This window comes from Paracidovorax wautersii (assembly GCF_031453675.1).
Lineage (GTDB): Bacteria > Pseudomonadota > Gammaproteobacteria > Burkholderiales > Burkholderiaceae_C > Paracidovorax.
This window is the reverse complement of record NZ_JAVIZX010000001.1, coordinates 1,176,316-1,196,477: the sequence shown is the minus strand read 5'-3', so window position 1 is coordinate 1,196,477 and position 20,162 is coordinate 1,176,316. Positions and strand designations below refer to the sequence as shown.

The 20,162-nt window shown below is 69.9% G+C and carries 16 protein-coding genes and 1 pseudogene; 5 read left to right on the top strand and 12 right to left on the bottom strand.

The window, feature by feature from the left end:
* Window positions 1-68 precede the first annotated feature (68 nt).
* A pseudogene (locus tag QE399_RS05560) lies at window positions 69-1,635 on the top strand (M48 family metalloprotease).
* On the opposite strand, the gene QE399_RS05555 reads toward QE399_RS05560, so the two are convergent.
* The 3 genes from QE399_RS05555 to QE399_RS05545 all read right to left on the bottom strand — a co-directional run bounded on the left by QE399_RS05555 (window position 1,603) and on the right by QE399_RS05545 (window position 3,690).
* Window positions 1,603-1,959 (bottom strand): phage holin family protein, encoded by a 357-nt coding sequence (locus QE399_RS05555; protein ID WP_309826913.1) that lies wholly within the window; start codon window positions 1,957-1,959, stop codon window positions 1,603-1,605. The pseudogene QE399_RS05560 and the gene QE399_RS05555 sit on opposite strands and share 33 nt — an antisense overlap.
* 348 nt (window positions 1,960-2,307) lie before the next feature.
* Window positions 2,308-2,787 (bottom strand): hypothetical protein, encoded by a 480-nt coding sequence (locus QE399_RS05550; protein ID WP_309826911.1) that lies wholly within the window; start codon window positions 2,785-2,787, stop codon window positions 2,308-2,310.
* Window positions 2,788-2,931: 144 nt separating this feature from the next.
* The gene (locus tag QE399_RS05545) at window positions 2,932-3,690 is read right to left on the bottom strand and encodes a TerC family protein (RefSeq protein ID WP_309826910.1); all 759 of its coding nucleotides are present in this window, start codon (window positions 3,688-3,690) and stop codon (window positions 2,932-2,934) included.
* A gap of 517 nt (window positions 3,691-4,207) precedes the next feature.
* On the opposite strand from QE399_RS05545, the gene QE399_RS05540 reads away from it, so the two are divergent.
* Together QE399_RS05540 and QE399_RS05535 are read left to right on the top strand one after the other, a co-directional pair.
* Window positions 4,208-4,666 (top strand): DUF3717 domain-containing protein, encoded by a 459-nt coding sequence (locus tag QE399_RS05540; RefSeq protein WP_309826909.1) that lies wholly within the window; start codon window positions 4,208-4,210, stop codon window positions 4,664-4,666.
* Window positions 4,667-4,759: 93 nt separating this feature from the next.
* Window positions 4,760-5,065: a putative signal transducing protein gene (locus QE399_RS05535; protein WP_309826907.1), complete on the top strand. Its 306-nt coding sequence runs from the start codon at window positions 4,760-4,762 to the stop codon at window positions 5,063-5,065.
* A gap of 105 nt (window positions 5,066-5,170) precedes the next feature.
* On the opposite strand, the gene QE399_RS05530 is transcribed toward QE399_RS05535, so the two are convergent.
* From QE399_RS05530 to purB, 3 genes are all read right to left on the bottom strand, one after another.
* Complete coding sequence (locus tag QE399_RS05530) at window positions 5,171-5,908, bottom strand: hypothetical protein (RefSeq protein ID WP_309826905.1); 738 nt, start codon at window positions 5,906-5,908, stop codon at window positions 5,171-5,173.
* 241 nt (window positions 5,909-6,149) lie between these two features.
* Window positions 6,150-6,710 (bottom strand): YaeQ family protein, encoded by a 561-nt coding sequence (locus tag QE399_RS05525; RefSeq protein WP_309826903.1) that lies wholly within the window; start codon window positions 6,708-6,710, stop codon window positions 6,150-6,152.
* Window positions 6,711-6,785: 75 nt separating this feature from the next.
* Window positions 6,786-8,165, bottom strand: a complete 1,380-nt coding sequence (gene purB / locus QE399_RS05520) for an adenylosuccinate lyase (protein ID WP_309826901.1) — start codon at window positions 8,163-8,165, stop codon at window positions 6,786-6,788.
* 117 nt (window positions 8,166-8,282) lie between these two features.
* Between purB and QE399_RS05515 the strand changes: the two genes are divergently transcribed.
* Entirely contained in the window at window positions 8,283-8,897 is a 615-nt protein-coding gene (locus QE399_RS05515; protein ID WP_309826899.1) for a glutathione S-transferase C-terminal domain-containing protein, read from the top strand.
* Between the two features lie 306 nt (window positions 8,898-9,203).
* Here QE399_RS05515 and QE399_RS05510 read toward each other — a convergent pair whose 3' ends face one another.
* The 6 genes from QE399_RS05510 to QE399_RS05485 all read right to left on the bottom strand — a co-directional run bounded on the left by QE399_RS05510 (window position 9,204) and on the right by QE399_RS05485 (window position 18,082).
* Window positions 9,204-9,794, bottom strand: a complete 591-nt coding sequence (locus tag QE399_RS05510; protein WP_309826898.1) for a glutathione peroxidase — start codon at window positions 9,792-9,794, stop codon at window positions 9,204-9,206.
* Window positions 9,795-9,957: 163 nt separating this feature from the next.
* Window positions 9,958-11,160 (bottom strand): HD-GYP domain-containing protein, encoded by a 1,203-nt coding sequence (locus tag QE399_RS05505; RefSeq protein WP_309826896.1) that lies wholly within the window; start codon window positions 11,158-11,160, stop codon window positions 9,958-9,960.
* A gap of 185 nt (window positions 11,161-11,345) precedes the next feature.
* Window positions 11,346-14,447 carry an efflux RND transporter permease subunit gene (locus QE399_RS05500; protein WP_309826894.1) on the bottom strand — a complete coding sequence of 1,034 codons (3,102 nt, stop codon included), beginning with the start codon at window positions 14,445-14,447 and terminating at the stop codon, window positions 11,346-11,348.
* Window positions 14,448-14,495: 48 nt separating this feature from the next.
* A complete protein-coding gene (locus tag QE399_RS05495; RefSeq protein WP_405043244.1) occupies window positions 14,496-15,767 on the bottom strand; it encodes an efflux RND transporter periplasmic adaptor subunit in 1,272 nt (423 codons plus the stop codon).
* Window positions 15,768-15,821: 54 nt separating this feature from the next.
* Complete coding sequence (locus QE399_RS05490) at window positions 15,822-17,312, bottom strand: efflux transporter outer membrane subunit (protein WP_309826893.1); 1,491 nt, start codon at window positions 17,310-17,312, stop codon at window positions 15,822-15,824.
* Window positions 17,309-18,082: a CerR family C-terminal domain-containing protein gene (locus QE399_RS05485; protein WP_309826891.1), complete on the bottom strand. Its 774-nt coding sequence runs from the start codon at window positions 18,080-18,082 to the stop codon at window positions 17,309-17,311. The genes QE399_RS05490 and QE399_RS05485 overlap by 4 nt, the downstream gene beginning before the upstream one ends.
* A 212-nt stretch (window positions 18,083-18,294) precedes the next feature.
* Here QE399_RS05485 and QE399_RS05480 point away from each other — a divergent pair, with 212 nt between their 5' ends.
* A complete protein-coding gene (locus tag QE399_RS05480) occupies window positions 18,295-20,124 on the top strand; it encodes a methyl-accepting chemotaxis protein (protein ID WP_309826890.1) in 1,830 nt (609 codons plus the stop codon).
* Window positions 20,125-20,162 lie beyond the last annotated feature (38 nt).

Sequence of the window (20,162 nt, the reverse complement as noted above, 5' to 3'; positions counted from 1 at the left end):
GGTGGCAAGCCCTCTGGCCACGGGGGAGACGTCGCGTGCCATCGGAGCAAAAAAAGGCTCTGGCGCTTATTGTTAGAGCGCTGGTTGCTTCTGTTTTTATAGCTGTTGGGCTCGGTGGGGCTCTTAACGCACGCGCCCAGGTCAGTCTCCCCACCCTGGGCGACGGCTCCGACATCACCACCAGCGAAGAGCGCCGGCTGGGCGACCGCATCATCCGCCAGCTGTACCGCGATCCGGATTACATCGACGACGCGATCCTCAACGAGTATGTGCAGAGCATCTTCCTGCCGCTGGTGAAGACGGCGCGTGAGCGTGGGGAACTGTCGGCCGAACTGGACGAGCGCTTCGCCTGGGAGATCCTGCTGGGCCGCGACCGTACGGTGAACGCGTTTGCCCTGCCGGGCGGTTACTTCGGTGTGCATCTGGGGTTGATCGGCGTGGTGACCACGCGCGATGAGCTGGCATCAGTGCTGGCGCATGAGTTGAGCCATGTGACGCAGCGGCACATCTCCCGCCTGATGGCGCAGCAGGGGCGGCAGACGCCGTTGATGCTGGGCGCCATGGTCTTGGGCGCACTGGCCGCCAGCAAGAGCCCGGATGCAGGCCAAGCGATGATCATGGGGGGCCAGGCGCTGGCGGTGCAGAACCAGCTGAATTTCTCGCGCGACATGGAGCGGGAGGCGGACCGGATTGGCTACGGCCTGATGAGTCCGGCCGGGTTTGCGCCGCAGGGCTTTGTCAGCATGTTCGACAAGCTGCAGCAGGCCAACCGGATCAACGACAACGGCAGCTGGCCCTATCTGCGCAGCCATCCGCTGACCACGCAGCGCATCGCGGACATGCATTCGCGCATTCCTTCGGGTGCCGCGGCCGCGCCCGGGCCGACGCTGGACCACGCCATGATGGCGGCGCGCGCCCGGGTGCTGATGCGTCCCGGGGTGGATGTCTGGCGGCAGTGGGTGGCTGAGCCGCGGGGGTGCCGGCTTTGCGGCGCAGCCCGCTGCGCGCCGGGCGGCGGGCTGGTATGCGGCGGCGCTCAGTGCACTGCAGTTGCAGGACTTTGCCGATGCCCGCGCGGCGCTGCCTGGCCTGCAGGAGGCGGTGCAGGGCAATGCGCCGGCGGTGCGGCAAGCGCAGTTGCTGGCGGCCGAGATTGAACTGGCTGCGGGCCAGGCGGACGCCGCGCTGCAGAGCCTGCCGGCGTCAACGCCCGCGGCGGAAGCAAAGGCCCCTCTGGACGTTGCGGCGGTGATGGGCGGTGGAGCGGGCGCGGCGCGCATGCCGCGGCCGGAGATGGTGCTGCGTACGCAGGCCCTCCTGCGCAAGGGGCAGGCGGGCGAGATGGCGGGCCCGCTGCAGTCCTGGGTGGCCACCCACCCGCGGGACGCAGGCGCCTGGCAATTGCTGGCGGCCGTATGGCAGCAGCAAAAGCAGCCGCTGCGGGCCGTGCGTGCGGAAGCCGAGGTCCAGGTGGCGCGCTACGACTATGCCGCTGCGGTGGATCGCTTCAAGGCGGGGCAGGACCTGGCGCGACGCAGCGGGGCGGCCGGGGCCGACTACATCGAGGCGTCGATCATCGATACGCGCCTGCGCACCGTGGAGTCACTTCTTAAGGAACAGGCCGCCGAGCGCTGATTCGATGAGGATGCCGAGCACCGAATAGATGAGCGATCCGATCAACGCCGCGCCGAAGCCGCGCACCTGAAACCCGTCGCCCAGGACGGACGCGGCCGCCCAGAACATGAGCGCGTTGATGACGAAGAGGAACAGTCCGAGCGTCACGATGGTCACCGGCAGCGTGAGCACGACCAGCACGGGGCGCAGCACCACGTTGAACAGGCCGATGATGAACGCCGCTACCAAGGCCGAGGTGAAGCTCTTCACCTCCACGCCGGAGTAGATGTACGCCACGAACAGCAGGGCTGCCGCGCTCAGGAGCCATTTGAGTAGGAGTCGCATGCCGGAAAGGATAGCACCGCGGGCTTGTGCCGCGCCGCCGCGCGTGCAAGGACTCGGCCTGCGTACAGGAAAGCTCGGTGGCCGGCGTGATCTAGCGATTCCGGCGCCCCGACGGCTCGAGCCGTCAGGCATTGGCGCCGTCGCCGGCCGCAAACCGAACATCCTTTAGGCGGCAAGAGACAGGTGCGCAGGGGCCGTCACCGGAGGGCTCTGAACCGCGAGCTCGCGTTTCGCGCCTCCAAAGCGCAACAGCCGGACCGCCTTCCCGCACGCTGCGGTAGGGCGTACGGCTGGACGGAGAAATGCGGGCGCTCCCGCCCGCTCGGCTGCGGCTTGGACCTGTCGTCTTTAGTCGGCTGCCAGAAGGAACATCGCGCCCAGCACGCTGGCGAGCGTCCCTGGCAGCGACCAGCGGCGGGGCGGCTTCTTGACGATGACGGGTGCCGCCGCCAGGACCGGGGCAGGCGCAGCCTGCTCCTGGTCCTGCTTGGGCCGGCGCGCGTCCACCACCTGGCCCACGCCGCCATGTTCGGCCTGCAGCTGGGCGAGCAGGTCGGGGAGGGGACCTTTGGCCAGCACCGTGGTCACCGGGGCGCCCGATGCCTCCAGCCAGGGGAGCACCTGGGCGAACAGCTTCTCCGCCCACTTGGCGCGCCAGTTCTCGCGGGCGCTGTGGCTCACCCATTTGCTGATGCGGTGGGTCATGCGCGGAGCGCAGGCCACCAGGATCCAGTGGGTGGGGGCCGCACCAGCGGCCTGCGCCGCGAGCGGCTGGAGGATCTGGCGCGCATGGGCTGCGTCGTCCACGTACACGATGACTTTGTCCATGGGGCTTCCTTGAGGGTGGCAGGGCTTGCTATGGGAGGCCGGCCGCGCCGGGGAGTTCCGTGGTCCTGCCGGGGCGCCTGCGTGGGCCGCCCGGCAGGGGAGGAAGCGGGAAGGCGGTCGCCCGCCCATCCCGCTGCGTTCCGATCAACCGTGGGCCACAGGCTGGCTGGACTTGCGGCGCGCGAGCACCAGCTTGCCTAAGCCCAGCACCAGCAGGGCGCCCACGATGTGCGAGGCCCAGTACAGGGTGTCGGAGATGACCGGCAGGCCCTTCTCGTCCACGCTGCCCCACTTGGGCATCCAGTCCACGATGGCGGGGTTCGTGAACGCGGGATCGGTCACCAGCATGCCGCCGGCGATCCAGCCCAGCAGCATGCCGCCGAACGTGATGATGAGCGGGAAGCGCTCCATCAGCTTGATGACCAGCTGGCTGCCCCAGACGATGATCGGGATGGAGATCAGCAGGCCCAGAACCACCAGCAGCAGCGAGTGCTCGCCCGCGTTCTGCGCAGCGCCGGCGATGGCGATCACGTTGTCCACGCTCATCACCAGGTCGGCCACGATGATGGTCTTGATGGCGGCCAGCAGCTTGTCGCTGCCCTGCACGTCGCCATGGCCTTCTTCGTCAGGTGCCAGCAGCTTCACACCGATCCAGATCAGCAGTACCGCACCCACGAGCTTGAGGAACGGCAGACTCAGCAGCGTCATCGCGAAGGCGATGAGGATCACACGCAGGATGATGGCACCGGCGGTGCCCCAGATGATGCCCTTGCGGCGCTGCGCGGGCGGCAGCTTGCGGCATGCCAGGGCGATCACCACCGCGTTGTCGCCACCCAGCAGGATGTCGATGATGATGATCTGACCCAGCGCCACCCAGAATTCGGGCGAAGTCAAAAATTCCATAAATTCCTCAATATCAGTGACCAAACGAAGAGGCTCGGCGCCCTGTGGCGACGAGCCTCTCCAACCGAGAGGGACTACTACGGAGAGATCGGGCTGCCCGCCCGCTGAGCGCGGTGCGTCGAAAGGGAGGGTCGGCCTTGATCAGCCCCGCAGGGGCCCATCAAAGGTCTTGCTCGGTCCGGCGCGCCAGTGCGCGCATGCAGACCCGGGCTGCCGGAAGCATGCGCTTCGTATTGACGACAGAACCGACAAGCCTGGGCGGGCCCTGATGTAGATCAGAACCCTCCAGGTTGGGAGCTACTCCCCTTCGAAGCCCGCATTGGAACACAGCGGCGAAGCGCGAAGCAAGCTGTTACGGGGCGTGCAGGAGTGGGTCCGTGAAGAAAAGTGCTCCCAGCCCTTGATAGGCAAGCGCACTTAGCTATGAAATCAGAAGCGATTGCGGCAGGAGGGGTGCCGGGTAGCGGGATCTCCCGGCGCCCGCTGCGCCGGTATGATCGGCCCCCTTTCCCGCGCCATGGCCTCCATCCACATCACCGACATCGAAGCCGCCATCAACCATTGGCGCGCCCGCACGCCCTCCAGCAACGGAGGGGCCTTGTGCCCGCCGCTGCTCGCGCTGGCGGAGGTGTATGCGTTGATGGTCTTCCGCCGCCACGAGGCGATCGACGATGGCGCGTTGCCCGCAGCCGCGCTGGAGGCCTGGCACGATTGGTACCAGACCACGCCTGACACGCCCTGCATCGCCATCTGCTCCACCAGCCAGGGCGACGAGCAGTGCAAGGGCTGCGGCCGCAGCTTCGCCGAGGTCCAGCACTGGCTGGCGATGTCGCCCGCCGAGAAGCGCGGGGTGTGGCGGCGCATCACGCTGGAGGGCACGGCCTGGCGCTTCAACCGCTATGCCGAACGCGCCGCGGAGGGCCCGCAGGGCGCTGCCGTCGCCGCCCGTCTTCCTGCGCTGCCCACCGGCCACTGACCGGGGCGGCCACACCGCGCAGGGCGCTGCGGCGCGGACGCCGCTGCTTTACGGGCCCGCCGCCAGCGGCTATGGTGTGCCGAAGGTTTGCCCATGCTGCGTCTGACCCAGGCTCCCAACATCGCCATCGCCACGCTGTGGAGCGATCTGCTGCGCGAGGCCGGCATGCCCGCGTCGGTGCAGCGGCAGTATCTCAACGCGGCAGCCGGCCACCTGCCGCCGGACCAGTGCCTGCCCGAGATCTGGCTGGAGTACGACGAGCACGCCGACCGAGCCCGCGATCTGCTGCAGGCCTTGCAGAACCTGCCGCAGCGCCGATGGCATTGTGTGTGCGGCGAAACGGTCGAGGGCGGCTTCGAGCAGTGCTGGCACTGCGGCGCGCTCATGCCGCGAGCGTGAACCGCCGGCCGGGCAGGCGGATGCGCGTCTGCTGCCTGTCTGTCTGTTTGCCCACTTACCGGCTCGGCAGGACGCGGCCCGGGACCGCGCGTGCGAGGGGGCCTGTCAGCGGTCGAAGGCCCAGGTGACGCCCAGCGTCCACCACGGCGGCGCACCGCCGTGCAGGCCCCGCGCCTGGCTCAGGTCCAGGCTGGTGCCCTCGCTCAGCGCATAGCGGGCTCCCAGGCGCCACAGATTCGTGTCGCTCTCGCGGAAGCGCTCGGCCACGAAGGACCACGCGGGCGTGGCCGCCCATTCCACCGCCGCGCCGGCGCGGCGTGTATCGGGCCTCTCGCCGCCGCGGTGGAAATCCTTGCCCAGGTTCACGTGGACGGCGAGGTTCTCGTGCGCCTGCCAGGTCCCGGCGATCAGCCACAGGCTGCTGCGGACGCGGGGCGAGCGGTCTCGCCACCCCGTGGCCGCCAGCACGCCCACGCCGACGGTGTCCGTCACCGCGTGGGCCCACTTCACCTGGGGGCCGGCGAACGTGGCGGAGCCTGCGCCGGTCTCGTGAAAGCGGTCGGCATTCAGGCCGACTTCGACCGGGCCGACCCGGCAGGCCGGCCCCGCGTGGAACAAGGTGCGGCTGCCGTGGCGTTCCCGGTCGGCCCAGACTTCCATCTCGCACTGGCCCGGCGCCAGGATGGCGGCGTCGTCGACCGCATGGTGTCCGCCGGCCGCGTGCGCCTGTGACGTGACCCAGCACAGGCCGCCGAGAACGCCCAGCCAGGCGCTCGGAGACGGGCGGGCGCCGTGCCTGCCCGGATGGTTCGCTGTCCGTCGTTGGCCGTATCGCATCGCCATCGCTCCCTCTCGTGGACGAATGTGGTTTTCCGGAACCTGCCAGATTGAAGGTGCCGTGTGCCGGCTGTGTCGCCTGGGGCCGGGCGGCCGCGCGATCCGCACGCGGCCTGGCCCGAATGTCCTGTCTTTATAGAGGCGTTGCGTACCGGTCCGTGCTGGGGTGCGCCCGCATTGCGGCGGCGCGCTGACCGCATCGCGGGTGGCCACCGCTCCCGCGGTCGTCACCGTGCGCCGCGCGCGCTCACTTCCAGCGCACCGGCTCCACGTGCACGCTGCCCAGGTTGCTGCTGAGCGTGAGGCCGCCCTCCTGCACCGTGGCCTGCAGCTGCATGCTGCGCTCGGCCAGCGCTGCCAGCTCCTGCGATGCCGGCGACGGAATGCGCCAGACCTGCAGCTTGTCCTGCCGGGTGAGCTTGTTTTCGATGCCCTTCCACCAGACTTCGGCGGCATGGTGGAAGCAGTAGACCAGCACCGCGTCGGCCTTGGACGACGCCTTGGCGAGCGGCTTGTCTTCGGGCTGGCCCACTTCGATCCAGACGCGCTTGCGGCCGGTGAAGTCGGTCAGCGAGACGTCCGGATCGTCCGGGTCGGACAGGCCCGCGCCAAAGGCTAGCGTGCCGTCGCCCTGGCACACGGCCTGCAGCTGCCAGGCGTTGAGCGCCAGCGCGGCCAGGCGGACCATCATGCGTTCGTCGGTCTCGCTGGGATGGCGGGCCAGGGTGAGCGCGTGGTCGGCGTAGTAGCCGTGGTCGATGTCGGCGATGGCGAGGTTCGCCTTGAAGATGGTGGACTTGATAGCCATGCGGTGCTCAATAAACAATAGCTGCCAGCGCTTGTCCATCAAGCGCTGGCAGCTATTTGGGTTCAAAAGGTGGCGTCAGACCCGCTTGGCGAGTTCGGCGGCCTTGCCGGTGTAGCTGCCGGGTGTCATGGCCAGCAGGCGGTCCTTGTCGGCCTGGGGAATTTCCAGGCCGTTGATCAGCGCGTGCAGCGCCTCGGCCGTCACCGTCTTGCCGCGGGTGACTTCCTTGAGCTTCTCGTAGGCGCCCTGAACGCCGTAGCGGCGCATGACGGTCTGGATCGGCTCGGCCAGCACTTCCCAGCTGGCGTTCAGGTCATCGGCCAGCGCCTCTTCGTTCAGCTCCAGCTTGTTCAGGCCGGTCATCAGCGAGGTGTAGGCCAGGGCGGCGTAGCCCATGGCCACGCCGATGTTGCGCAGCACCGTGCTGTCGGTCAGGTCGCGCTGCCAGCGGCTGACGGGCAGCTTCTCGGACAGATGGCGCAGCAGGGCGTTGGCCAGGCCCAGGTTGCCTTCGGCGTTCTCGAAGTCGATCGGGTTGACCTTGTGCGGCATCGTGGACGAGCCGATCTCGCCGGCCTTCAGGCGCTGCTTGAAGTAGCCCAGTGACACATAGCCCCAGATGTCGCGCGACAGGTCGACCAGGATGGTGTTGGCGCGGGCGATGGCGTCGAACAGCTCGGCCATGTAGTCGTGCGGCTCGATCTGGATCGAGTACGGCTGGAAGGTCAGGCCCAGGCCCAGCGGCTCGGGCGTCTCGACGACCTTCTTGCTGAAGGCTTCCCAGTCGAAGTCGGGCCAGGCGGACAGGTGGGCGTTGTAGTTGCCCACGGCGCCGTTCATCTTGCCCAGGATCTTCACGGCGGCGATGCGCTCGCAGGCGGCCTGCAGGCGCACGACCACGTTGGCCAGTTCCTTGCCCACGGTGGTGGGGCTGGCGGTCTGGCCGTGCGTGCGGCTCAGCATGGGCACGTCGGCATAGGCATGGGCCATCTCGCGCAGCTTGAGCACGACACGGTCCAGGCCGGGCAGGATGACCTGGTCGCGGCCCGAGCGCAGCTGCAGCGCATGGCTGGTGTTGTTGATGTCCTCGCTGGTGCAGGCGAAGTGCACGAACTCGGCGGCCTTTTCCAGTTCGGGCCGGGCCTCGAACTTGGACTTGATCCAGTACTCAACCGCCTTCACGTCGTGGTTGGTGGTCTTCTCGATGTCCTTGATGGCCTGCGAGTCCGCTTCGGAGAAGTTCTTCACCAGGCCGAGCAGGTAGGCGCGGGCGCCGGTTGTCAGGGGCTTGAACTCGCCAAAGCCGGCGTCCGACAGGGCGATGAACCAGGCCACTTCCACCTGCACGCGGCGGTGCATGTAGCCGTGCTCGCTCATGATGGGGCGCAGGGCGGACAGTTTGGCGGCGTAGCGGCCGTCGAGGGGGGAGAGGGCGGTGATCGTGGACAGGCTCATGGTGCGCGATTGTAGGTGCGTGGGGCCTCCGCAGGCCTGCCGGGCGGGCGGTGCCGGACACCGCCTAGAATCGGCGGCCCCCATTGCCTTGCCCCCCGCTTTCCGGAAATCGACACCATGAAACTCATCGGATCCTCTGCCAGCCCCTACGTCCGCAAGGTGCGCGTCGTGATGGCCGAAAAGAAGCTGGACTACCGGTTCCAGGAGGAGGACGTGTGGTCGGCGGATACGGGCATCAGCGTCTCCAACCCGCTGGGCAAGGTGCCCTGCCTGGTGATGGAAGGCGGCGAGGCCGTGTTCGATTCGCGCGTGATCGTCGAGTACCTCGACACGCTCTCGCCCGTGGGCAAGCTGATCCCGCAGCAGGGCCGCGAGCGCGCCGAGGTCAAGACCTGGGAAGCCCTGGCCGATGGCCTGATGGACGCCGCCATCCTGGCCCGCCTGGAGGCGACCTGGGCCGGCCGCCACGACGGCGAGCGCAGCCAGGCCTGGATCGACCGCCAGATGGCCAAGGTGCAGGCCAGCCTCAAGGCCATGGGGCAGGGCCTGGGCGACAAGCCCTTTTGCAGCGGCATCCACCTGAGCCTGTCCGACATCGCCGTGGGCTGCGCGCTCGGCTGGCTGGAGTTCCGCTTTCCGCAGATCGCCTGGCGTGCCGAGCACCCGAACCTGGCGCGCCTGCTCGACAAGCTGATGCAGCGCCCGAGTTTCGCCGAGACCGCTCCCCGCTGATCTTCGCGCGCCCGCCCGCAGCCGGGCGTCACCCAAGAAAAAAGCGCCGTCTGCTGTGGCAGAAGGCGCTTTTTTTGCGGCATAAAAAAGTTGCGAAGCGTCCCGAAACGAAATAAGAGAGGGAGGGAGGAGAAGCGCTTCAGGGTTTCAGTTGAATCGAACGATCCAAAAGGCTTCGCAACAGTAAACGGGTGGTTGTATTTCTGCAACCTTCACCAATAGAGTGGGGCTTGTTGCCGAAGTTCCAAGCCCCATTCGCAAAATTGTAAATTAATTGTCAGCTAAGGGTGCTAAGCGCCCGGCGATTCAGGGCTTGGCGGCCAATTGCCGCTCGATGGCGTCGACCACCGGCTTGCTCTGCGGGTCGACCGAACTGCCGAAGCTGCCGACCACGGTGCCGCTGCGGCCCACCACGTACTTGTGGAAGTTCCAGCGCGGCGCCTGTCCGCCCTGCTCGGCCAGTTGCCGGTAGAACGCCGAGGCTCCGCTTCCGCGCACCTGGCTCTTGGAGAACATCGGAAACTTCACACCGAACGTGTTTTCGCAGAAGTCGGCGATCTGGGTGTTACTGCCGGTTTCCTGCGCGAAGTCGTTGGACGGGAAGCCCAGCACCACCAGGCCCTGGTCGCGGTACTTGGCATACAGCGCCTCCAGGCCCTTGTATTGGCCGGTGAAGCCGCAGTAGCTGGCGGTGTTGACGACCAGCAGCACCTTGCCGCGGTACTGGCACAGCGACTGGGGGGCTTCGTCCTGCAGGCGCTCGAAACTGTGATTCAGCAGGGCGGGGCAGCCCGCAGAGGCGGGGGCGGGGCCCGCGGCGCCGTCGGCCGCGGCAGCGGGCAGGGCGGCCAGCAGGCTGGCGGTCAGCAGAGCGGGCAGGCAGAGGCGGCGGCGCATGGGCGGTCCTTGAGAGCGGTGGTGCGGCGGATTGCACCATGCTTCGGGTGACGGCGCACCGCTGCCGGTGATGCTGTGGCTGGCAACGGGGGTTTCACTTCGTTGCGCGAAAGCGGCGCTGCGACCGTCGGTTCACGTGTGCGGCGGGGCCGCTGGCGGCCCCTCAGACCAGCGTCAACAGGCGCTGCAGGGGGAACTGTGCGCGCACCTCGCGCTGGGCCACAGGGGCGGCGATCTTCCACTGCGGCTGGGCGGTGTCGCGGGGGATGGGTTCGCCCGTGGCCATGCCGCTGCGGTTGAGCACCACGGCCACGCGCGGCGTGGTGGCGCTGCTGCCGCGGCGCAGGACGACGCCGACTTCCTGGCTGGCCAGCCGCACGAAGGCGCCGGGCGGGTACACGCCCACGGTCTTGACCAGCGCGGCGCCGGCTTCGTCCACGCGCTGCTCTTCGTCGTAATAGCTCGCCTGCATGGCCGCCGTAACGGCCATGGGATGGCGCGTGGCGCGGGGCGCCATGCGGGCGCCGAAGATGTCGGCGCGCTGGATCAGCCGCGCCATCTGCAAACCTTCGCTGCGGCCCGCCAGCGGGCCGGGCTGGCGGTGGTGGTGGCTGCGCACGGCCTCCAGCCAGCTGGCGTCGGTCACGCCGAGCTGGCGCAGCAGCGCCTCGGAGCGGTCGGCGTGCGTTTCGATGGCGTGCATCTGCTCGGCCGTGAGCGGCTGCGTCTGCAGCGCCAGTTGGTCCTGCAGCGCCGTCATGGCGATGTTCATCGACAGCGCGGCCAGCCCGGTGCGCTGCACGCGCTCTTCGGGCCAGCGCAGGGTCTCGCGTGCGCTGAGCATGGTCACGCAGCCCACGAGCAGGGCATGCGTGGCGCTGTACATCTGCGTTTCCTGGGCCGACAGGTAGATCAGCGCGAGCAACGTGGCGTCAGGTGCCTGGGCGGTCCAGCGGGCCAGCTCGTCGTGCAGCGCATGGAAGCGGTCCAGGAAGTCGCTCGCCTGCGGGGCGCGCAGCAGCTGCGTGGTGCGCAGCTGCAGTTCGGGCCAGTCGGGGAAGGGGCGGGCGTCGTCCGTGCGCTGGGCCTGCGCGCCGGCGCTGATCTTCATGGAGGCGATCTGCCCCAGGGACGAGTCCGACAGCAGCATCTTCTGCAGCTGCGCCAGGTAGGCACGGTGGCTGTCGCCCGACTCGTCGGTGTCCACGCACAGGCCGCGGCCCCGGGCCACCACGGCGCTGAGTTCCTCGCGATTGCGGATCACGAACCCCTTGTTCGCCAGCAGCGTGCCGTCCTCGCCCCGCAGGATGAAGGGCAGGGGCTGGCCCAGCGGGATGGAGTCGATGTTCAGCGCGACGAGGTTCATGGTGGTGCGCGATTATCGTGCGCCATGCACCCCGCCGAAGCCTGCACGAACCCGTGCAAACCCCGGCTGTTCAGCAGACCGGCGGGGTGCCCAATGTCCGCCCCGCGCTGCCTTTTGCTATTATAAGTATAGCTGTATGCGCTTGTCTAATAAGCGCCAGAGGCCGAAAAGGCTTCAATCTCCCGTCAGGCCGGCGTATCGCCTGCTGCGCCAGCGGGTGGCGGGGCCGCCGGCTTGCGCCGCATCACCTTGCGCTGGAACCACTGCTCGAAGTCGTCCACATAGGTGAACACGGCGGGCACCACCAGCAAGCTGAGGATGGTGGAGGTGATCAGCCCGCCGATCACCGCCACCGCCATCGGGGAGCGGAAGCTCATGTCCGCGCTGCCCAGCGCCAGGGCGATGGGCATCATGCCGGCGCCCATGGCCAGCGTGGTCATGATGATGGGGCGCGCGCGCTTGTGGCAGGCGTCCAGCAGCGCGTCCCAGCGGCTCATGCCGTGGTCGCGGCGCGCAACGATGGCGTATTCGACCAGCAGGATGGAGTTCTTGGTGGCGATGCCCATCAGCATGATCAGCCCGATGAGCGACGGCATCGAGAAGCTCTTGCCCGCGATCAGCAGCCCCACGAAGGCGCCGCCGAGCGACAGCGGCAGCGCCATCAGGATGGTCACCGGCTGCAGGAAGTCCTTGAACAGCAGCACCAGCACGATATAGATGCAGACCACGCCGGTCAGCATCGCCAGGCCGAAGCTGGCGAACAGCTCGCCCATCATCTCGGCATCGCCCACGTCGATCAGGCGCACGCTGGCGGGCAGGCCGCGCACGGCGGGCAGGTGCTTCACCGCCTCGGTCACCTCGCCCAGGCCCCGCGCGCCCAGCTCGATCTCGAAGTTGACGTTGCGCGAGCGGTCATAGCGGCTGATGACGGCCGGGCCGCCGGCCACTTCCAGCGTGGCGACCTCGCCCAGACGCACCGGCCCCTTGGCGCCGGGCACGGCCAGGCGCTCCAGCACCGACAGGTCCTGGCGGGCCGTGTCGTTCAGGCGCACGACGATGGGCACCTGCCGCTGCGCCAGGTTGAGCTTGGGCAGGTACTGGTCGTAGTCGCCGACGGTGGCCACGCGCAGCGTCTCGGCGATGGCGTTGCTGGTCACGCCCAGGTCGGCGGCGCGGGCGAAGTCCGGCCGCACGGCGATCTCGGGGCGCACCAGGCTGGCGGTGGAGCTCACGCCGCCGATGCCGGGAATGGTGCGGATGTCGCGTTCCACAGCGCGGGCCGCCGTGGCCAGGGCCTGCGGGTCTTCGCTGGCCAGCGCCAGCACGTACTTGTCGTTCGATCCGCCCAGGCCGATCTTCACGCGCACGCCGGGCAGGTCTTCCAGCGCGGCGCGCAGCTGCTGCTCGATGGCCTGCTTGAGCGGGCGCTCGCCGCGCGCGCCCAGCCGCAGCGTCATCGTGGCCTTGCGCGGGTCGCCGCTGCTGGAGCCCGCAAACGGGTCGGCGCCGGAGGCCCCGCCGCCGATGGCCGTGTAGATGCTCTCGATATGGCCCACGCTGCGCAGCCGCTCGGCCGCCTGCGCCACCACGGCCTTCGTCTCGGCCAAGCGGGTGCCGGGTGGCAGCTCCAGCGTGACCTGGGTCTGCTCGTTGTCGTCCGCCGGAATGAAGCCCGAGGGCAGCAGCGGAATCAGCGCTAGCGACGCGATGAAGAACACGAAGGCCCCCGCCAGCGTCAGCACCCGGTGCTTCAGGCACCAGGCGGAGGCGCGCATGTACTGCGCCAGCCAGCGCGGCTCCTTCTCCTGGCCCACCAGCGGCTTCATGATGTAGGCCGCCATCATGGGCGTGAGCAGCCGCGCCACCACCAGCGAGGCGAACACCGCCAGCGCCGCCGTCCAGCCGAACTGCTTGAAGAAGCGTCCCGCAATGCCGCTCATGAAAGCGGTGGGCAGGAACACGGCGATCAGCGTGAAGGTGGTGGCGATCACGGCCAGGCCGATCTCGTCGGCCGCTTCCATCGCCGCCTGGTACGGGCTCTTGCCCATGCGCAGGTGGCGCACGATGTTCTCCACTTCCACGATGGCGTCGTCCACCAGGATGCCCACTACCAGCGACAGCGCCAGCAGCGTGATGATGTTGATGGAAAAGCCCAGCAGGTGCATGCCGATGAAGGCCGGAATGACCGACAGCGGCAGCGCCACCGCCGAGACGATGGTGGCCCGCCAGTTGCGCAGGAACAGCCACACCACCACCACGGCCAGGATGGCGCCTTCGTACAGCAGGCGCATGGAGCTGTCGTACTCGTCCTGCGCGATGCGCACGAAGTCGAAGGTGCGCGTGAGCTTCAGGTCGGGGTGCTCGGCCAGCAGGGCGTCGAGCGCGCGCTGCACGCCGGCGCCCACGTCCACCTCGCTGGCGCCCCGGCTGCGCGACACCTCGAAGCCGATCACCGGCTTGCCGTCCAGCAGCGCGCCCGTGCGCTGCTCGGCCACGGTGTCGCTCACGGTGGCGACCTGGTCCAGGCGGATGTGCCGGCCGTCGGACAGGGCGATGTCCATGGCGGCCAGCTCCTGCGCGGTCTGCACGGTGGCGATGGTGCGCAGGGGCTGTTCGGTGCCCCCCAGGTCGGCGCGGCCGCCCGCGTTCTCGACCTGGATGGCGCGCAGCTGGCGCGACACGTCGGACGCGGTGGCGTTGAGCGCCTGGAGCTTGAGCGGGTCGAGCGCCACGCGCACCTCGCGCTGCACGCCGCCCACGCGGCTTACCGCGCCCACGCCCTGCACGGCCAGCAGGCGGCGGGTGAGCGTGTCGTCCACGAACCACGACAGCGACTCGTCGTCCATGCGGTCGGAGGCAATGGCGAAAGCCAGGATGGGCTGCGACGACAGCTCCAGCTTGGCGATGATCGGGTCGCGCAGGTCGGCCGGCATGTCGGCGCGCACGCGGCTCACGGCCGAGCGCACGTCGTCCACGGCTTCCTGCACGGGTTTTTCCAGCTGGAACTCGGCCGCGATGGTGGCCGTGCCGTCCACCAGCGTGGTGGTGATGTGCTTGAGCCCCTGCGTGGTGGCGATGGCGTTCTCGATCTTGCGCGCCACGTCGGATTCGAGCTGCCCCGGCGCGGCGCCGGGCAGTGCGGCGGTGACCATCACCACCGGCAGATCCATGTCGGGGAAGTTCTGCACCTTCATGGCGCGGAACGACAGCAGGCCGGCCAGCGTGAGCAGCACGAACAGCATGGCCGCCGGAATGGGGTTGCGGATGGACCAGGCGGACAAATTCATGGCGCGGTCCTTGCGGTCAGGGCGGGGGTGCAAGTCATGGCTTGCTCCTTATTTGGTAGCTGGCTGCGCAGGTGCTGATTGCGCTGGCGCCGGATTGGATGCTGAACCTGCGGGCGCGGCGGCCTGCACGCGCACCAGATCGCCGTCGTTCAGGAACGCGCCACCGCGCTCCACGATCTGCACGCCGGGCTGCAAGCCCGAGGCGATCTCCACCCGGTCGCCCACGCGCTGGCCGGTCTGCACGCGGCGCATCACCACGCGGTTGCCTTCGCCGATCTCGAACACGCTGCTGAAGCCGTCGCGCACCACCACGGCGGTCTGCGGCACGCTGAGCGCGTCGCGCGCGCCCAGCAGGAAATCGCCGCGCGCGAACATGCCCGGCAGCACCGCCCCCACGCTCCCCGCTGCGCGTGGTTCGCTGCCCCCCAGGGGGGCGCTCGCCGCCTTGGGGCGGCCCGGCGGCGGCTCGGGCAGCAAGCCCGGCAAATCCACGTAGACGAGGGCGTTGCGCGTCTGCGGGTCCACGGTGGGCGCGACCATGCGCACGGTGCCGTCCACCTGCGCGCCGCTGGCCGCCGTCACGCGCACCTTGGTGCCGGGGCGGATGCGCGGCAGCTCGGTGGACGTGACTTCGGCGCGCCATTCCAGGCGGCCCTTGCGCACCATGCGGAACAGCTCGGCGCCGGCGCCCACCACGGCGCCCACCGTGGCCGTGCGCGACGAGATCACGCCCGCGTCCGGCGCCACCACCTGCGTGTGGCGCAGCCGCAGCCGCTGCGCATTGAGGGCCGCCTGCGCCGCCTCCACCCGCGCCTGGGCGGTCTGCGAGGCCGTGGCGTACTGCTGGATCTGCTGCTGGCTCAACGCGCCGGACTGCGTGAGCGTGCGGGCGCGGTCGGCGTTGGCGGCGGCTTCGGCGGCGTTGGCCTGGGCTTCCAGCAGGCTGGCGCGCGACTGCGCCACATCGGCCTGCACCGTCTCGGGCGCGAAGGTGGCCAGCACCTGGCCGGCGCGCACCACGTCGCCCACGTTCACGCGCACCTCGGTCAGGCGCAGGCCGTTGCTCTCGGCGCCGATGACGGCCTCCTGCCAGGCGGCGATGTTGCCGTTGGCCGGCAGGCGCAGGTCGATGGCCGAGCGCGTGGGCTGGGTGGCCGTCACGGCCAGGGCCGGTCGCGGGGCCTGCGCCTTGGCGTCATCGCCCGCGGCGCGGGTGGTGGACGGCAGCAGCAGGGCGCCGGCGGTGGCCAGCACGCACAGGGCCGCAACGGCCAGAAGGGCGGAAGGGGAAGGCATACGCTGCATGGAAGCTCCGGTCATGCGGTCGGTCAGTCTGTCGGTCAATCGAATCGGTGAAGGCTGCGGGCCAGGTGTTCAGCGTGGGGCTGCATCGGTGCCTGTGGCCAGCGCCTGCGGCGGTGGCGGCGGTGGCTGTTGCGCATCCCAGCCGCCGCCGGCCGCGCGGTACAGCGCGATCCAGGCGGCCATGCGCTCCTGCTGCAGCGTGACCAGCGCGGTCTCGGACGCCAGCTGCGCGCGGCGGGCGTCCTCCAGCTCCACCAGGCTGGCCAGGCCGGCGCGCCAGCGGGCCTGCGTGGCCTCGAACGACTGGCGGTAGCCGGCGGCGGCGCGCTGGGCGTCGCCGCTGCGCTCGGCGGTGCTGGCCAGACGCACCAGCGCCTGCTCGACCTCGCTCACGGCCTGCCGCACGGTGGCGCGGTAGACCTGCGCGGCCTCGTCGTACTGGGCGCGGGCCGTGTCCACCTGGGCGGCGCGCTGCCCGCCGTCGAACAGCGGCACGCTCAGCGCCAGCGGGCCGATGGACCAGACGTTGCTGGTCACGCTGGTGCCGCGCGTGCGCACCTGCCCGCGGCCGATGGAGCCGCCGAGCGTGAGGCGCGGGTAGCGCTGCGCCTGGGCGGTGCCCACGTCGGCGCTGGCGGCGGCCACCTCGCGCTCGGCCGCGTACACATCGGGCCGCTGGGCCAGCACCTGCGCCGGCAGGCTGTCGATGGTGAACAGCGCATCGGGCGCGGGCTGCAGCGGCCCCGCAGCGGCCAGGCGCGCGCGCAGCGCGGGCTCGTCCAGCCCGGTGAGCGCCACCAGGGTCTTGAGATCCACCTCGCACTGCATGCGCTGCTGGGCCGCGCGCACCTTGCCTTCGGAGAAGCTGGCATCGGCCAGGGCGGCGGTAGCGGGCGCGGTGAAGCCGGCGCGTTCGCTCTCGCCCGACAGGCGCGCCGTCTCGCCGCGCGAACGGGCGTCCGACTCGGCCACTGCCAGCTGCTGCGCGCAGTGGCGCCAGCTGCTGTACTGCTGCGCCACCTCGGCCGCCACCGAGACGCGCGCCTCGTGCCACTGCGCCTGCGCCCCGGCCAGGCGCTCGCGGGCGGCGTCGCTGGCCGCGGCGTTGCCGCCGAACAGGTCGATCTCCCAGCTGGACTGCAGGCCGATCTGCCCTGTGGTGGCGATGCCGCCGGCGTTCTCGTTGAAGCCGCGGCTCAGGTTGCCCTGGCCGTCCAGCGTGGGCAGCAGGGCCGCGCGGGCATTCACGCGGGCCTGGCGCGCCTGGGCCAGCCGCGTGGCCGACTGGGCGACGCTGGGGCTCACGGCCTGCCCCGCCTCGATCAGCTCCACCAGCAGCGGGTCTTGCTGGCGCTCCCACCAGCGGGCCAGGTCGCCCACGCTGCCGTGGTGCGGCAGCGGCGCCTGCCAGCCCGCCGGCGCTGCAGCGGCCACGTGCGCCGGGGGGCGCTGCACGGCGCAGGCGGACAGCAGCAGGGGCAGGGCGAGGGCGGCCACCAGGGCGCGCGGTGCCGGCCGGCGCCGGGCGGCAGATGGAGACAGGGAAGGGGCTGCGTTCATGTCGAGGGGCGGGAGGGCTTGGCCAAAGGGGTGGGCGCGGGGGTGGCGGGGGCGGCATCGCGACGGTCCGGGGCCGGGCTCTGGCGCAGGCGCTGCTCCGTCTCGATCATCGCCAGCGCGTATTCGGTCATGCGGCCGGCCCAGGCGTCCACGGCCTGCGGCGTGGCCAGGAGTTGGGGCTGCACGGCATCGATCGCCTCCTGCAGCGCCCACAGCTGGAAGGCCAGGCCGGTCACGGTGAGCGTCAGGCGGTGCATGTCGGCGTCCGGCTGCGCTACCCCCATGTGGCGGCACAGCAGGTCCAGCATGGCCTGGTGGGGCTGGCGCACGTCCCGCTCCAGTTCGCGTTCCCATTGGTCGGTGCGGTCCAGCATCTCGCGGATGTGCAGTTGCACCAGCAGGCGCGCCAGCTCGCCGTCCTGCAGCGGTGCGAGGGTGCCGTGGTAGTACCGGCGCAGGGCCTCGCGCAGGTCCAGCCCGGGCTGGGTGACCTGGGGCATCAGGTCCTGCATGTTGCCGGCGGGCTCGGTGAACAGGGCGGCGTACAGGGCGGCCTTGTCCCCGAAGTAGTAGCTGATGGCCGCCACGTTCACCTGCGCCGCCTGGGCGATGGCGCGGATGGACGTTTTGGCGTAGCCCTGCTGCGCGAACAGGCGCAGCGCCGCCAGCAGCAGGCGTGTGCGGGCAGGCGGGTCCTTGTCGGCCGGCGCAGCGGACGGGACGGACGCGGGCACGGGCACGGGCGCGGAATCGGGTGGAAAGTCGGGCATCGCGGCGGATTAAAGCACGATCAATCAAACGTTTGTTTTATTTCGATGCCGTGGATTTGCAGGAAAAATGCAACCAAATGGTGCACCGTGTTGCCGGCCGTGCGTTGTAGGAAGTCCGGCCATTGCAGCGCACCGCGGGCCGGGCCGGCGGAGGGCTGTGGCGGCGGGCCGCCCGGCTGCCGCATCGTTCATACCCAGAGAGGGAGAGAGACATGTTCCGCAATATTTCCGTCCGTGCCGGCCTGCTGCTGGTGCTGGCGTTCTTCACCGGCGCCTTGTTGGTCGCCATCGGGGTGGGTTGGACGGGCACCCGTTCCGGCGTGGAGGCCTTCGAGAGCCAGCGCCAGTTCAGCCAGATCATGCTGACGCTCAAGCAGGCCGAGATCCGCATGTGGGACAATCGCGTGGCGCTGGCCGTGGGCCACCGCAACCTGCTGCGGGGCGATGCCAAGCCCAGCATCCGCGGTCAGACCGACCGCGCCGACAAGGCCATGACCGACGCCCAGGCCATCCTGGAGAAGGTGGTGCGCGAGATGCCGGCCGAGTACACGCAGGACCGCCAGTCCGCGCAGGCCATGCTGACGGCCTTCAAGGCTTACGACGGCCTGGTGCGCCGCGGCAGCAAGAGCCTGGCCGAGGCCGATGGCGCCGATTACAGCGCCAAGGAGATCGTGGACCAGCGCAACAAGCTGCTGGCCGAGATCGAGTCGCTGATGAAGGGGCTGTTCGATTCGGCCGAGGCGCGCGACGAGGGCCTGTACCAGCAGACGCTGCAGCTGCAGCGCGTGTCGCAGAACGTGGCCGGCGTGCTGGTGCTGCTCGGCCTGGGGCTGGCCATCGGCTGCTGGGTGTTCATCAACCGCCAGATCCTGCACCCCTTGCGGGACGCCGGCGCCCTGCTGGAGCGCGTGGCCGAAGGCGACCTGACGCAGCGGGTGGAGGTGTCCTCGGGCAACGAGATCGGCCGGCTGCTGGCCTCGCTGCGCAAGATGCAGGACGGCCTGGTGCGCATGGTGGTGCAGGTGCGCCAGGGCGTGCAGGAGATCAACACCGGTGCGCAGGAGATCGCGCTGGGCAATTCCGATCTGAGCGGCCGCACCGAACAGCAGGCGGCCTCGCTGGAGGAAACCGCGGCCAGCATGGAAGAGCTGTCGTCCACGGTGAAGCAGAACGCCGACAGCGCCCGCCAGGCCAACCAGCTGGCCGCCGGCAGCATGGACGTGGCGCAGCGCGGCGGCGCCGTGGTGCAGGACGTGGTGGTGACCATGCAGGCCATCTCGGGCAGCTCCAAGAAGATCGCCGAGATCGTCAACGTCATCGATTCCATCGCCTTCCAGACCAACATCCTGGCGCTGAACGCAGCCGTGGAAGCCGCCCGCGCCGGCGAGCAGGGCCGTGGCTTCGCCGTGGTGGCGAGCGAAGTGCGGGCGCTGGCGCAGCGCTCCGCCTCGGCGGCCAAGGAGATCAAGGATCTGATCGGCGACTCGGTGGGCAAGGTGAACGCCGGCTCCGAGCAGGTCGAGCGCGCGGGCGCCACCATGCGCGAGATCGTGGCCTCGGTGCAGCGCGTGACGGACATCATGGGCGAGATCTCCGCCGCCTCGCAGGAGCAGTCGTCAGGCATCGACCAGGTGAACCAGGCGGTGGCGCAGATGGACCAGGCCACGCAGCAGAACGCCGCGCTGGTCGAGCAGGCGGCCGCGGCCGCGTCGTCGCTGGACGCCCAGGCCAAGCAGCTGCAGCAGGCCGTGTCGCAGTTCCGCGTGGCGGCGGCCGACAGCCAGGGCCTGGCCGCACCGGCCGCGCCGGTGGCCGCGCCCCACCGTGCGGCGCCCGTGCGCAAGCCGGCAACGGCGACGGCACCTGCGCCGGCCCCGAAGGCCATGCCCCGGGCCGCCGCCGCAGCGCCGGCAGCACCCGCCATCGCCGCGCCGCTGCCGGCCAAGGCGGCGTCCGCCCCGGCGGCAGCCCCTCGGCCTGCGGCGCCTCCGCCCGCGGTCAAGCCGGCGTCCCGCTCGGACGATGACTGGGAGACCTTCTGAAGCGGGCGGCCTTTGCTATTGAAGATATAGCTGTTGGC